Source organism: Nostoc sp., assembly GCF_036917535.1.
In the GTDB taxonomy this organism is placed as follows: Bacteria; Cyanobacteriota; Cyanobacteriia; order Cyanobacteriales; family Nostocaceae; genus Nostoc.
This window is the reverse complement of the sequence record NZ_JBALDA010000078.1, coordinates 137287-150205: the sequence shown is the minus strand read 5'-3', so window position 1 is coordinate 150205 and position 12919 is coordinate 137287. Positions and strand designations below refer to the sequence as shown.

At 41.2% G+C, this 12919-nt stretch carries 13 protein-coding genes; 4 read left to right on the top strand and 9 right to left on the bottom strand.

Going from position 1 to position 12919, the window contains the following annotated elements; translation table 11 throughout:
* Positions 1-27: 27 nt before the first annotated feature.
* From V7K56_RS25240 to V7K56_RS25230, 3 genes are all read right to left on the bottom strand, one after another.
* Complete coding sequence (locus tag V7K56_RS25240; RefSeq protein WP_334914751.1) at positions 28-522, bottom strand: anthrone oxygenase family protein; 495 nt, start codon at positions 520-522, stop codon at positions 28-30.
* Positions 523-799: 277 nt separating this feature from the next.
* Positions 800-2476, bottom strand: coding sequence for an alpha-amylase family glycosyl hydrolase (locus tag V7K56_RS25235; RefSeq protein ID WP_334914749.1), 1677 nt, complete (start codon positions 2474-2476; stop codon positions 800-802).
* A gap of 483 nt (positions 2477-2959) precedes the next feature.
* On the bottom strand, positions 2960-3391 hold the full coding sequence (locus V7K56_RS25230; RefSeq protein WP_334914747.1) for a nucleoside deaminase: 432 nt from the start codon (positions 3389-3391) through the stop codon (positions 2960-2962).
* A gap of 15 nt (positions 3392-3406) precedes the next feature.
* Here V7K56_RS25230 and V7K56_RS25225 point away from each other — a divergent pair, with 15 nt between their 5' ends.
* Positions 3407-4330 carry a nucleoside hydrolase gene (locus tag V7K56_RS25225; RefSeq protein WP_334914745.1) on the top strand — a complete coding sequence of 308 codons (924 nt, stop codon included), beginning with the start codon at positions 3407-3409 and terminating at the stop codon, positions 4328-4330.
* 45 nt (positions 4331-4375) lie between these two features.
* On the opposite strand, the gene V7K56_RS25220 is transcribed toward V7K56_RS25225, so the two are convergent.
* The 5 genes from V7K56_RS25220 to V7K56_RS25200 form a co-directional block, all read right to left on the bottom strand.
* Complete coding sequence (locus tag V7K56_RS25220) at positions 4376-4501, bottom strand: hypothetical protein (RefSeq protein WP_334914743.1); 126 nt, start codon at positions 4499-4501, stop codon at positions 4376-4378.
* An 88-nt stretch (positions 4502-4589) separates the two neighbouring features.
* On the bottom strand, positions 4590-4760 hold the full coding sequence (locus tag V7K56_RS25215) for a hypothetical protein (protein WP_334914741.1): 171 nt from the start codon (positions 4758-4760) through the stop codon (positions 4590-4592).
* A gap of 84 nt (positions 4761-4844) precedes the next feature.
* The gene (locus V7K56_RS25210; RefSeq protein WP_334914739.1) at positions 4845-5927 is read right to left on the bottom strand and encodes a PepSY-associated TM helix domain-containing protein; all 1083 of its coding nucleotides are present in this window, start codon (positions 5925-5927) and stop codon (positions 4845-4847) included.
* A gap of 143 nt (positions 5928-6070) precedes the next feature.
* Positions 6071-7009, bottom strand: coding sequence for a TonB-dependent siderophore receptor (locus tag V7K56_RS25205; RefSeq protein WP_334914737.1), 939 nt, complete (start codon positions 7007-7009; stop codon positions 6071-6073).
* A 152-nt stretch (positions 7010-7161) separates the two neighbouring features.
* On the bottom strand, positions 7162-8136 hold the full coding sequence (locus tag V7K56_RS25200; RefSeq protein ID WP_334914735.1) for a helix-turn-helix domain-containing protein: 975 nt from the start codon (positions 8134-8136) through the stop codon (positions 7162-7164).
* Positions 8137-8905: 769 nt separating this feature from the next.
* Here V7K56_RS25200 and V7K56_RS25195 point away from each other — a divergent pair.
* The 3 genes from V7K56_RS25195 (at position 8906) to V7K56_RS25185 (ending at position 12137) form a co-directional block, all read left to right on the top strand.
* Positions 8906-9634 carry a Uma2 family endonuclease gene (locus V7K56_RS25195; protein WP_334914733.1) on the top strand — a complete coding sequence of 243 codons (729 nt, stop codon included), beginning with the start codon at positions 8906-8908 and terminating at the stop codon, positions 9632-9634.
* Between the two features lie 302 nt (positions 9635-9936).
* Positions 9937-10734, top strand: coding sequence for a peroxiredoxin-like family protein (locus tag V7K56_RS25190; protein ID WP_334914731.1), 798 nt, complete (start codon positions 9937-9939; stop codon positions 10732-10734).
* A gap of 998 nt (positions 10735-11732) precedes the next feature.
* On the top strand, positions 11733-12137 hold the full coding sequence (locus V7K56_RS25185) for a response regulator (RefSeq protein ID WP_334914729.1): 405 nt from the start codon (positions 11733-11735) through the stop codon (positions 12135-12137).
* A gap of 6 nt (positions 12138-12143) precedes the next feature.
* On the opposite strand, the gene V7K56_RS25180 is transcribed toward V7K56_RS25185, so the two are convergent.
* Entirely contained in the window at positions 12144-12536 is a 393-nt protein-coding gene (locus V7K56_RS25180) for a DUF6335 family protein (RefSeq protein WP_334914727.1), read from the bottom strand.
* Between the last annotated feature and the right edge of the window lie 383 nt (positions 12537-12919).

Genomic DNA, 12919 nt, shown 5'->3' with positions numbered 1-12919 from the left:
AAAGGGTATCATACATATTCATCATTTCTATCTCATCGTGCGATCGCACAATGCGAGGGTGAGTGCTGCCGCAAGTGCCGCTATTGTCCGAACATGGTTCCAGAACGTCCAATTAGTCAGGTATCTAGCCCATAGGTTCGCGCTTTCAGTGCTATCCGGTTTGGCGATCGCTAAGGCATCATTCAGCGGCACATTGAATGTGATCGTCACTAAAACGGTGCCAATGAGATAGAGCAAGCTACCGATAAGCAAATAGGCAGCACTAGGTTGATGCCACTTTAACACTGAGGAAACCGCTAGAAAGATGCAAGCCACAGCCGTTCCAAAGAGTGCCAGCATGAACAATGGATTGATCGCAGTGATATTGATAGATTGCATGGCGATAATGCCCTCCTTTGGCTGGAGTCGTGCAAGAGCATTCATTACGAAAGTCGAGAAGGCAAAGAAGACGCCAGCCACCAGTCCACAGCCTAGTGCTGTGAACAGCGTCAAAGGGAAGCGCAAATTGTCAATAATTACCATAAAGTCTCCTGTTAATTACTGCCTAACGCCTTGTTCGCAGATGGTATTATGTCACAATACGCTTGGGTTAAGGGTTATTGGTGTAGATGATTGGTCTTTCAAGACGTGATAAATCGCGTCTCTACATCTGGGTTTTGGGCTGATCCGATGGACATGATATTATTTTATTTGCTGTTGCTCCCACAACCACCGACGCAAGCAGTTTGTTTTACGAGCGATCGCACTGCTTGCGACAATGTATTTACAACCTTTGGATACCTTCGACTCACAGACGACATTACTGTAAATTTGAAATAAATATCTTAGCTGTATAGTTTGGTAAGTCAGTGACTAAACCATCCTCTCCAGATTTGACTTCTTGATTGCTAATCCAATCTCGCCAATACTCAGCAGTTGGGAAGTCTGAAATTTTATATTGATTTAGATTTTGGTCGGAGAAATTTGCCACGATAACGACATGATAATTCTGCCGATCCCAACGAGTGTAAGCCAGCACTTTATTATCTACATTTTCGTAGAGAAATTTAATATTGTCACTTTGCAAAGCTGGAGTTTGCTGGCGTAGAGCAATCAGCTTTTGATAATACTCAAATAAATCATGATTCTGGTCGCTTGACAATAAAGACCAATTAATCTGGCGCGGCTTAGTCACATCTTCGCTTTTTGGCTGATATTCGCCAAACTCTTCTCCCATCCACAGCATCGGTATACCCATTGCTGTCATTAACAGAGTAGCTGCTAATTTGGCTCGTTCAAATGCAGGTATGTCAAAGATGCCGCAATTGCCTAATTCTCGTAATACATATTCGCGATCGTGGGTTGCCAAATAATTAATTACATTGGTAGCGATCGCATAACCCTGCTGTTTGGGATCTAAAATCTGCTTGAGTTGTTCTAATTCAAATGATTTCCCACAAATATATGGAATTATAAAGTAGCGAAAACTTTCATGCCAACAAGCATCTAATGGGCCATCTGGCTTGACTACAGTGTTTGTATCGGGAATGTGTTCAGCAATGTTGTAAAACTGTTTGGGTGCAGCATGGTTTTTCGCTTCCTTAGTCAACCAGTCGATAAATTCAAAGTTAGCCAATTGCCGTACTGCATCAAAGCGAATTCCATCAATGTGATACTCCTGAATCCAAAATTTTACTACATCGCCGATATATTCCCATGCAGGCTTAATATTTAAGTTTTTGTCGTAATTATCATAGTTAAACTCTGGCCCCCAGTAATTATCTGGGTCTTCAGGATAATGTTTGTGTTCGTAGTACCAGTAATTTCGGTCAATTAATATTAAAGGGCATTCTTCATCTGTGTGGTTATAAATTCCATCCATAAAAACGCGAATGCCTCTACCATGACACTCGTCAATTAACTGCTTTAAATCTGCTGTTGAACCGTAACTAGATTCTGTAGCAAAGAAGTGGCGAACTTTATAGCCCCAGCTATAATCACCAGGGTATTCATTAACTGGCATTAATTCAATTGCATTAATTCCCAATTCACAAAGATAATCTAACTTAGCAATTATCCCTAAATATTTGCCTCGCTCGTTAGAGTCAACTTCATCACTGGTAAAATCGGCAACATGCATTTCATATATGACTAATTCTCGATTGTCAGGTAACGGTATTTCATCGTTTTGCCAAAGGTAAGTATCAACAATTCGTTGTCCATCTTGAATATGTACTATACCGTATTTTTCTGTTTCATTAACATCTGTTGCTTTGGGATCAATGATATCTATCCATTCATCAGGTGCAAAACTTGGACTTTTGGTTTGAATGCGAAATTTATATTGATAAACGCCGTCTTCCAGTTTGATTTTAGTGCGAAAATACCCATCTTCATCTTTTGACATGGGAATTTCTTTCCAATCTGAAAAAGACCCAATTAAAGCTGCTCCTTTGTTGCGAGGAGCAAATAAAGTAAATTCAGTTAAATTTGCCATTTTCAGACTTTTAAATTTTAGCTAGTTACAGTCACTAAAATTATTGTGCAATATAAAAAAATAATTTGCAGCTTCTTTCTTAAGTATTATCAATATTTTCCTAATGTGCTGGACTTCAACCAGATATTGCGATCGTTATGATTCAGGGATGCAATGACTATCTAAATTATCACTAATTATGTGGACATGATATGATAGTTTTGCCCAATTCTCTCTAGGATTTTGTTCTCAAAACCTATTCCACACATTTTTGGATTAAATGTCTATTTAAAGACAGTAAACGCAGTAACTTTTCCTGGCATCACATTACTCTATCTACTGGCTGATTTTAAAATACCTACCCTTGAAAGGTAGGAAGTAGGGGAAACAAGGAGGACAAATCAATTCAAAATTCAAAATTCAAAATTCAAAATTAAAGAACTTCTGCCTCCTGCCTCCTGCCTCTTCTTTTTCAGTGCCCAATGCCCAATGCCCAAGCAATGACTATTTACCAATATCTTCATTCCAAAGTTCAGGGTTAGTTTCAATAAACTCACTCATCATTTGTTCGCATTCGTCAAGATTAAGATCAATTACTTCCACACCGTGAGATACCATAAATTCTTTAGCACCAGGAAAAGTTCTGGATTCTCCAGCGATGACTTTTTTAATGCCAAATTGTACCACTGCCCCAGCGCACAGGTAACACGGCATTAAAGTTGAATAGAGTGTCGTTCCTCTATAGCTGCCAACTCTCCCAGCATTGCGGAGACAATCGATTTCAGCGTGGGTAACGGGATCGGCGTCTTGCACACGTTTATTGTGTCCTCTGCCAAGAATTTTGCCATCCTTGACCAGAACCGAACCAATAGGAATTCCACCTTCTTGTCTGCCTTGTTTTGCTTCTTGAATTGCAGCTTCCATAAACTCATTCATATAAATTCTCCTTTTATGTCAAAACAACTTGTATTAATGGATCACGATGGCGGTGTAGATGATTATCTAGCGACTATGCTGCTGTTGACAATGGATCATATTGAACTCCTTGGTGTTGTCGTCACTCCAGCAGATTGCTACATTCAACCAGCTGTTAGCGCCACACGTAAAATTATAGATTTGATGGGATTTTCTCATATCTCGGTTGCAGAAAGCACTGTACGCGGTATCAATCCATTTCCTACTCTCTATCGCCGTGATTCGTTTATCGTTGACCATCTTCCCATTCTCAATCAAAGCGAAACCATCACTACGCCTTTGGTTGCCGAAACAGGTCAAGATTTCATGATCAAGGTGTTGCGGGAGGCATCAGACCCCGTAACGTTGATGGTAACTGGGCCGTTGACGACGCTTGCAGTGGCTTTGGACAAAGCACCAGACATTGAAGCCAAGATTCACAAAATTGTGTGGATGGGGGGTGCGTTGAATGTTGGTGGTAATGTGGAAAAAAGTCTGGAAGCAGGACAAGATGGTTCTGCCGAATGGAATGTTTATTGGGACTCAATTTCAGCAGCGCGGATATGGCAAACCCAAATTGAAATGATTATGTGTCCTTTGGATTTAACTAATAATGTCCCATTCACATCGGAATTAGTGAAAAAAATAGGGCGACAACGCCACTATCCCATCTCTGATTTAGCCGGACAATGTTATGCACTAGTTATCCCCCAAGATTATTATTTCTGGGATGTACTGGCAACAGCTTATCTGGGACACCCAGAATTCTATCAATTGCACGAATGGGAAACAGAAATTATCACCAGTGGTCTTAGTCAGGGGCGTACTAAAGTAGTTTCTAGTGGTCGGAAAATTTATGCAATGGATCAGGTAGATAAAGAGGCTTTTTATGGTTATATTTTGCAGCAATGGGCACGTTAAACAATCCAGATTTGAAATTTACAAGTAATTAAGCAGCACTTGCGATCACTTGGTGTTTTGTCCGTGTAGCTCAATTTTATCATCGATTGTTAATGATAAATCAGCATCAATTACAGCTTTGAGTTCAATATATAAAAATTCTTGAGAGATAAAATTTTGCATTTCTACCATTTCTACTTTTGGGCGTTTGCTTGTGTGAGTAAACTAGTACGTCACGACGTAAATAGAGTAACTATTTAAAAACTCTAAAAACCCCATTTCATAATACTTTTGACTTTTGAACGCCAGTTGCTAAGAAAACGGGAACGCTAAGAGCGAACAAGTCGGCAGAGCCGACGACAGTCGCCTCAAGTCGGGAAACCCTTTCGGCAGTTCCTCCTGGGGAGAACCCCCTCTGAGCGACTGCCTCACCACGGCGCTGTCTCCTCAACGCACTGGCTCCTTTTGGCTTTTGACTTCCGTCTTGCGGTACTAGTCGTAGGTCTTCTTGCGTAGACGCTGCATCGGCTTGTCGCTAGACATCGCGCCACATCATAAATCCTGTGATCAACAAAATTAAAGGCGCAAGTCCAACAAAAACATAGAGAATGCGTGTTGGTAAACCTCCAAAAGTGCCATAGTGTAAAGGGGTCATGCCATTAACAATGTGATCGCCCAAAGGTAACTTCAACCCATTCCGCACATTCAGAACTTGACCTGTATATCGGTCAAGAGTAACAGAACTACTGCCATACTCATCAGTTTCTTGGGGAAGTTTTTTACCGATCTCAAATACCTCTTCTGGTGCTTTGGGTATGCGGATATAAGTTGTTGTCGCTTTGGGGAATGCGGCATCTGCTTTTAGCAAAATTTCACTAAGCGCTAAGGGAGTTTTACCAGGCTGAGGTTGAGAAACAAAAGTCGGTTGTTGTGGAGTCAGAGTGAGTGCGTAAATTGCGGGAATAGTATAATCCCAAAAGTTCCAGCAAAAGCCTGTAATGGCACTCAAGAATAAAAACACCGCAGTTACAATGCCTGCAACTTTATGCACATCGTAGTTCACGCGCTTGGGATGAGCATTCCATTTGATTTTGAAGCCTGTAATCAACTTACGCCAGCCCGACCAAAGCAGCGTTCCAGAAATGCTCAAAAGCATCATTAAAAAGGCAATCACCCCGATAAATTGCCGCCCTGGTTCGTCAGCTAAGAGAGAATAGTGGAAGGTGCGGATTACATCAAAAAAGCTGTTGCTTTGTTCCTGGAATCCCATTACTTTCCCGTTGTAAGGGTTCACATAGGCATGGGCGCGATCGCCTGCTTTATTTTCTAGTGAAATATCATAAGGCTGATCGGTGCGATCTGGAAGCTCAACAAAAAAGGGCGTAAATCCTTTATTCTGAGAGGCTTCTTTAACAGCATCAATGGCAGATTCAACCGTGATGCGTTGGGATTGAGGAATAACAGTGCCAATTTTTTGCTGAAGCGACCATTGCTGCAACTCTGGTTGAAATACTAATAGACTTCCAGTCAAACCCACTAATACAATCACAAAGCCAACGGCTAAACCAAGATAGCGATGTAGCAAGAATATCCAGTGACGGAAAATCTTAGATTTCATGGCGATCGTTCCCAAGTATTATAAAACTGGCCAGAAAGAAAAAGGTAAAGAGCCAATAAATTTATTTATGGGGTTCAAAATGTTTGACTTTTGACTTTTGACTTTTGACTTTTGACTTTCCCAATGGGGCTGACCGATGACAATTAAAACTCAAATGAAATAGAACCTAAAACCGTCAGTGGTTCTTGCGGCACAATCCAGTATCCACTGGATCTGTAGTACTCAATATTCGTCAAATTTTTCACATTGAGTTGCACCTTCCAGTTGTCCCGTTTGTAGAAAGCAGATGCATCAACGCGGAAGTAGCTGGGAATTTGCAAAGCAGTATTAGGCAGTTGTCCTTCAGTTTCACTGGTATAGTAAAGTCCTAAACCCACTCCTAATCCTTTGAGAGACCCGCGCTGGAGTTCATAACTCGTCCATAGACCAAACTGGTGCTTGGGAATGGCAGCTAATCGTTGATCTACCAGCGTAGGATCGGTGTCTTTGCTGACAAAAGCATCAATGTAGGCATAGGAAAGAGCAATGTTCCAACCATCTAGCGGGCGACCGACCAAATCAAATTCGATACCTTGGCTAGTTTGCTCTCCGGTTTGAATGCTGAAATCAGGATTTTGTGGATCGCTCACCAAAACGTTTTGTTTTTTAATTTGGTAAGCTGCTACTGTTGTGGATAGTTGGTTGGGAATTAAATCTGCTTTGATGCCGACTTCAAACTGTCTACCGCGTTCTGGCTCAAAGGGATTGCCCTGTGCATCCGCATCCAGTTGAGAAACAAACGAGGTTGCATAACTAAAGTAGAGTGAGACGGGTTCAATCGGTTGATAGACAATCCCAGCACGAGGGCTAAAGGCTGAGGCAGTTGATTCATCGTCTCTTCCATCGGTATCTTGGGCGGTCAATCGAGTTAGATCGAATCGTCCTCCCAGAAGTAGTTTGAGATTGTTGGTCAGAGCAACTTGATCCTGAACATAAAAACCAAGTGCATCATCCACAAAACAAATCAATAATTGCAGTCTTTTCCACATAATCTTCTCACACACAAATGCTTTCATCGTTAGTGCATTAAGCTTTTCACTCATGCCAATCAAGAACCTGTATCAAAAAGATTATCTGGAATCAGAGTTGTTGGTAAGACTAATTTGACTCCCAAACGGATTTTTTTTGAGCCTCAAACGGATTTTTTACAATAACTGCTAGCAATTTGCTATACAAATGGTTAGGGTAGGGTAAACTATTTTTTAAAAGACTTGGGATTAGTGCCAAAACGCTTGCAAAAAGCAGCAGCAAAACGGCTTTGATTTGCATAACCAACTGCACGCGCCACCTCTTGAACTTTCATCTTGCTTTCTAAAAGTAATTGACGCGCCAGTTCCATACGGTGTAAATGTAAATAGCCAAATACTGTTGTTCCAAAACAGTGACGAAATCCTAGTTTTAACTTGTAGTCATTCAGCCCTACTTCTTTGGCTAATTCTAGTAACGATGGGGGATGAGCAAGATTTTTCAATAAAATTTCTCTTGCCCAATGAATTCTATTGATATCATCAGATTTGAGGATGTTGGACTGAGCAATAGATTCTTTTTTGCTCTGTAATTGTTCAATTTTTAGAGCTACTAATTCTAAACACTTAGCTTCTAAATAAAGATGTTTAGTTACTCCTTGAAAAGGACACTTCAAAATCTGCTCTAGTGCAATTCGCATCTGGGGGGTGATTGTATCATCATTTTCCCAATAAGGTTCAGCATCTGGAGTCTCTAAAATTTGTCTTAAGTTTGGAGGTAAATTGCTCAGATATCCTGGAACATAATTATCTAAGAAATCGGCAGGATTGAAAGCAATATCGATTTTAACAATGCGATCGCCAGATTTCATTTCAGATATAGCTTCTTCATCCTTCCATCCTGGTGGAACAAACTCCAGAAAATTTGTACAACTCGGAACGATACCACGTTGACCAGACATATTAAAGCCAAATTCTAGGAATTCTTCGACTTTGCCAGATGGATAAAAAATATCTAAATCTTGGTAAAGTACTTGATTAATTATGAGTATTTCTATCCCACGCAGTCGAATAACTCTTTCATATCCTTTACCAAAATTCTCTGGACAAATTTTGGTGATATCAGCACTATCATCAGGATCTAAATATTGGGCATTCGCTCGCCATTGTTTTTCGTACTCGGCTTTGTCAATGATGTGTACCACTGCTGTCTTTATACCGCTAGCTTTAGATTTAAACTAGCATTTATAGATAATACTTCTCAAGTAGGTGGGAAAATATAAATTTGAGCGCCTGACGGTAAATTTGACGGATGTTGTGGGGAGGTGTTAACAACCGCGATGTCTACGACGGGCTGCGCCTACGCAGGCACTATAGATAGGTCGCAGTACATGAGAGATGATGATATCAGCTAAAGGAAAGCAGGCGCTAGAGGCAGGTAAGTTGATTGTATTGCAGTGCCTTGATGCTCAGTGTTTAGTTAACACGTAAAAGATTAGTCTAGTAGAACACGGCGTAAATAAACATACCCCTTCGGGTGACGCTCGCAGGCTCGCTAACGCTGCGCTAACGGCAGTTCCTCATGGGGAGCCAGTGCGTTGGGCGGCTCTGCCGACTTGAAGCAACTGGCGTGGGAACCCCCTCTGAGCGACTGCCTCACCATTTCAAATGACGCGAAAGCCCGGAATACAATACTTTTGACTTTTGACTTTTGACTTTTGAATGAGTGACTTCCGCGCAGCGGTACTAGTAGGCATCGCTTATGTGGGTAAATTAGTCGTAGGTCTTTTGCGATCGCATAGCTGAAAGTTAGCTCCAGATTGATAAAAAATCTGAGAAATCAAACAGCGAACGCTTCTGTAGGTAAATTAGTCGTAGGGCTTTTGCGATCGCTGACTTAGAAGTGAGGATGAAATATTGCTCAATTCTCGTTAAGCTATATTATTAGCAACAGTCTTGCTGGAGAGCCGTGCAATGGTTGGTCTTGATGTTAATCCACCACCATCTGTTTGTGAGGAAGTCACTGACGAAATTAAGTTCCCTCCTACCAATTTATATAGCGATGAGCCACCCTTGGAAACAGATTTTCACCGTCGCCAGATTGACCTATTGATCCGATTACTAGAATTCTGGTGGCGCGATCACCCAGATTTCTACATCTCTGGCAACCTGACAGTATATTATAACGAACAACAGCTAAAAAAGCGCGACTTCCGAGGACCAGATGTATTTGTGGTTTTGGGAGCCGAGAAGCGCGATCGCCGCAGTTGGGCAATCTGGGAAGAAGGGGGTATGTACCCAAATGTAGTAATTGAGTTACTCTCAAGCTCGACGGCCACAGTGGATCGAGGCGCAAAGAAGCAATTATATCAGGATGTGTGGCGCGTACCTAACTATTTCTGGTTTCATCCAGAGACTATGGAATTTGCGGGGTTTGATCTAGTCAATGGTCAATATGAAGCAATCGCTCCCACAGACACAGGCTGGCTATGGAGTAGGCAACTAAGTCTATATTTAGGCATTCATCAGCGACAGTTGCGCTGGTTTAGCGCCGAAGGTCAGCTTGTCCCATTGCCAGAAGAAGCAGAACGACAGGCAAAGGAGCAAGCAGAACTTAGAGAAGTTCAAGCAAAACAAAAACAAGAGCGACTGGAAGCATTTTTGCGATCACAGGGTATCGACCCCAATCACCTACCAGAATAGAAACGCCATCGCATAGCTGAAAGTTAGCTTCACTAATACAATCACAAAGCCAATGGCGGCATCTGTGCGGACATAGCTGGAAGCTTCATAAGAGTTACTCATATCGTCAAAGCGATCACCTATATCATTGCAGCGTTGTGCTTAAGCAAGTAAAAATTGTTGAAAGATAAAATACAAGCGTTTCTACTTTTGAGCGTTCACTTCTGTAAGTAAACTAATCGTAGGTCTTTTGCGATACCACCACATGACAAAGCCTGTGATAAATAAAATATTTGTCTCTAAAATTACTTCAATACCCTGTCATGAATCCTTACACTATCCTTAATCAAACCGGACTTCAGCGTGTTAGTGATGGCATGACCCAACCCCTACTAGAAAATTGCGAGACTGCCTCATATATCCTTTTTTTAGTCTGGCCACAACTTGGGGATTTTGATAGTCTTGAATATGCGTGGTGGTTACAGCGCGAAGCTAAAAAATTGTCAGATGGAAAACTCGCTATTCGTGCAGTGGGAATTGGTAATCGCGCCTCTGGAACAAGATTCTGTGAATATACAGGATTTCCACCTGAAAACTTATTTGTTGAACCTAATGGAGAACTACATCATCAACTCAAACTTTATTCAGGTCTAAATCTTCCTCTGCCTGGACTTTCTCCTGCTCAGAAAGCTTGGCTAAATCTAGTGTTAATGTGTGCAGGGTTTGGAAGTCCTGGAACGCTAAGAGAAGTTTTTCGGGGATACAGGGGAGATCGTCAAGCCCCTCAACTCATTGAAGATGATGAAATTATTCAGGGTACTCCTCTACCTGTTTTTAAAGGCTCGTTTTTCCAATTAGCTGGCAAAAGTGGGTTTCAACGTCCCTTTGAATTAGCTACTCTACGGCTACGGAATATGGTGGAAGTTCTCAGCAATTGGCATACTTATGTACCTAATTCTGCCTACTTAACTCAGCGTGGTGGAACTTTTCTGTTTGATACCAAAGGCCAGTTACTTTACGAACATCGAGATCCAGGAATTCTGGGCTTTGCTGCTAATATGAGTCAGCCCTTATCATTTTTATCCTTGATCGAAACGGATAGCTTTACCTCAACTCACTAATTCCTAATTGCTATTTCAATAATAGACCTCTTGCAAAACAAGTCCCTAACACCCCACTCCCAACCCCTCCCCGCAAGCGGCTATCCATTACCCGGATCTTTCTTAACATTTGCCAGAGTATTCACTCACGTTTTTATAACCCTGATTCGTTCATTGTTCATTCTCAATAAAAACACGGTTTTAGCGAGAATATTCAAAGCGAATTTGTCAAGTATGCCTAACTACTCAGTGACTAAGATGGTTATAGAACACGGGTTTCAAGATTGTAAAGAAAGATGTGGGTAACGCATAGCCGCAAGCGGGGAGGGGAGCGTTTGCTTTACTCAAATGCGGAGTGGGATTCTTTATTTTTGATTTATGCAAGAGGTCTAATATCTAACTCGCGTTTAATTTAGTGGGGTTTTAAACTTTCTTGTTCAGACGCAACGCTCGAATACTCGCTACCGCTGCGCTATCGTGGACTCGCTCTAAGCGTTGGCTTACTCCTACGGAGAAGCAAGCTACGCGTTAGCGTCTCTGAAAGAGAAGAGAAGGCTTTACGCTACGCTATTTGCTAGTCGTACAAAATTCATTCTGACCGGAGGCGGAGCGTCTCCGGCTCCGCTCCTGAATTCTGAATTATGCTGAGAATCGAGATAAGTGAGGACTTTCCAATGAAGCTTGAATTTCATTTGTGCGAAGTCGTCTTCCAGTAGGAAAATAGATGAAGCAGTAGTAATCATCAAGCTATATGTTTGAAATTATGGTGTTAAATCATTTCTTGTTAAAAGAGCCTGCTTCAGTATCTCATCAACACTCCGAGCACATCAATCTACTTTTGTAAATCCAAAATCTGCTCTAAAGCAAGCTCTAATGGAAATAAAAGTCATAATAATTCGTAATTGATAATGATGCTTGCGGACTCGCTAACGTAATTCGTAGTTGTAATCACTGCTTGCTTTGTACTTTTTTAATTACGGATTACGAATACAGCAAGTAAGGATAAAATGTCATTTATTATGCAAACTTCTGGAGCTCTTACTGGTTTAGATATCTTGGTAGTTGAGGATGATGATGATACTCGCTTTTTTATCACTACTGTCTTGGAAATGGATGGAGCAACAGTTATAGCAGTGATATCAGCAGATGATGCACGCAATGTATTGTCCAAATTGCAACCTGATGTTTTAATTAGTGATATTGGGTTGCCTGGGGAGGATGGCTACACTTTCATCTCCAAATTGCGTGCGCTTAAACCAAATAATTATGGACGAGTCCCGGCTATTGCTTTAACAGCCTTTGCTGATAGTGAGGCTCGTATCCGTGCCTTGGAAGCTGGTTTTGACACTCATATATCTAAACCGATCGCTCCAGAAGAATTAGTGGAGATAGTGGCTAATTTAGTTGCTTCTTGTAATTGGTAATTATTCTCATCGGTCTTGATAGTCTTCAGAAGACTTTGGATCTAACTCCCAGCGATCGCCATCACGATCCTCTAAAATATCGTTGGTATGCAGAAACTCAGAATCAGCCATTTCTAGACCTACTGCTGCTTCTAAGTCCTCAGTTACATTTTGATCGGGAGTGGAAGTAGTACCACCAACAGCTTCATCCCCAACTGCATCTGCATCTTGCCAATAAGCATCGACATCTCCACCAGTCAGTTTCGGACTAGTTTCTGTATACTCGTCCCTTTCGTCCTGCATAGAGCGTCCGCCGATATTGTATCCCGGCAAGTCTTTCACACCAGTACCGTAGGATTCGGTAATCTCTTGTGGCAAATCATTACTTTTAATTTTGTCATTATGATTTTTTTCTGCCATGATACTAGCCCTTTTCTGCATTTTTACAATAACGTTTTCTTGTCACCAATTTGTCTAACTAGAGGTGTATAGCTGATAAAATAATCTATCCCCTGAGAACGACGCTAAACTAGCGATCGCACCATAAGATTGTAGCTATGAATTCATGGTCAAGGAACTTGTAGTTGAAGTTATGAGTTAGAAGTTATTCAACCTGAAATTATTCATTAGCGAACTTCTAACTCATAACTATTTTCTGCTAGACAAAAATAGTTGAGAGCAAAATAAAGTCTTAAGTTTAGCATTTTCACCTAGTATTCATATTTCTAATTACCTAAATGCTAAACAATGAAGTAAATGCTAAGCAATGAAGTACTCAAAAATTATCTGAGTAACGGAGGCAG

What these genes read in the sequence shown, in the direction of transcription:
- V7K56_RS25240 (WP_334914751.1), bottom strand. Translation starts at nt 522, where the DNA reads ATGGTAATTATTGACAATTTGCGCTTCCCTTTGACGCTGTTCACAGCA.
- V7K56_RS25235 (WP_334914749.1), bottom strand. Translation starts at nt 2,476, where the DNA reads ATGGCAAATTTAACTGAATTTACTTTATTTGCTCCTCGCAACAAAGGA.
- V7K56_RS25230 (WP_334914747.1), bottom strand. Translation starts at nt 3,391, where the DNA reads ATGAATGAGTTTATGGAAGCTGCAATTCAAGAAGCAAAACAAGGCAGA.
- V7K56_RS25225 (WP_334914745.1), top strand. Translation starts at nt 3,407, where the DNA reads ATGTCAAAACAACTTGTATTAATGGATCACGATGGCGGTGTAGATGAT.
- V7K56_RS25220 (WP_334914743.1), bottom strand. Translation starts at nt 4,501, where the DNA reads ATGGTAGAAATGCAAAATTTTATCTCTCAAGAATTTTTATATATTGAA.
- V7K56_RS25210 (WP_334914739.1), bottom strand. Translation starts at nt 5,927, where the DNA reads ATGAAATCTAAGATTTTCCGTCACTGGATATTCTTGCTACATCGCTAT.
- V7K56_RS25205 (WP_334914737.1), bottom strand. Translation starts at nt 7,009, where the DNA reads ATGAGTGAAAAGCTTAATGCACTAACGATGAAAGCATTTGTGTGTGAG.
- V7K56_RS25195 (WP_334914733.1), top strand. Translation starts at nt 8,906, where the DNA reads ATGGTTGGTCTTGATGTTAATCCACCACCATCTGTTTGTGAGGAAGTC.
- V7K56_RS25190 (WP_334914731.1), top strand. Translation starts at nt 9,937, where the DNA reads ATGAATCCTTACACTATCCTTAATCAAACCGGACTTCAGCGTGTTAGT.
- V7K56_RS25185 (WP_334914729.1), top strand. Translation starts at nt 11,733, where the DNA reads ATGCAAACTTCTGGAGCTCTTACTGGTTTAGATATCTTGGTAGTTGAG.
- V7K56_RS25180 (WP_334914727.1), bottom strand. Translation starts at nt 12,536, where the DNA reads ATGGCAGAAAAAAATCATAATGACAAAATTAAAAGTAATGATTTGCCA.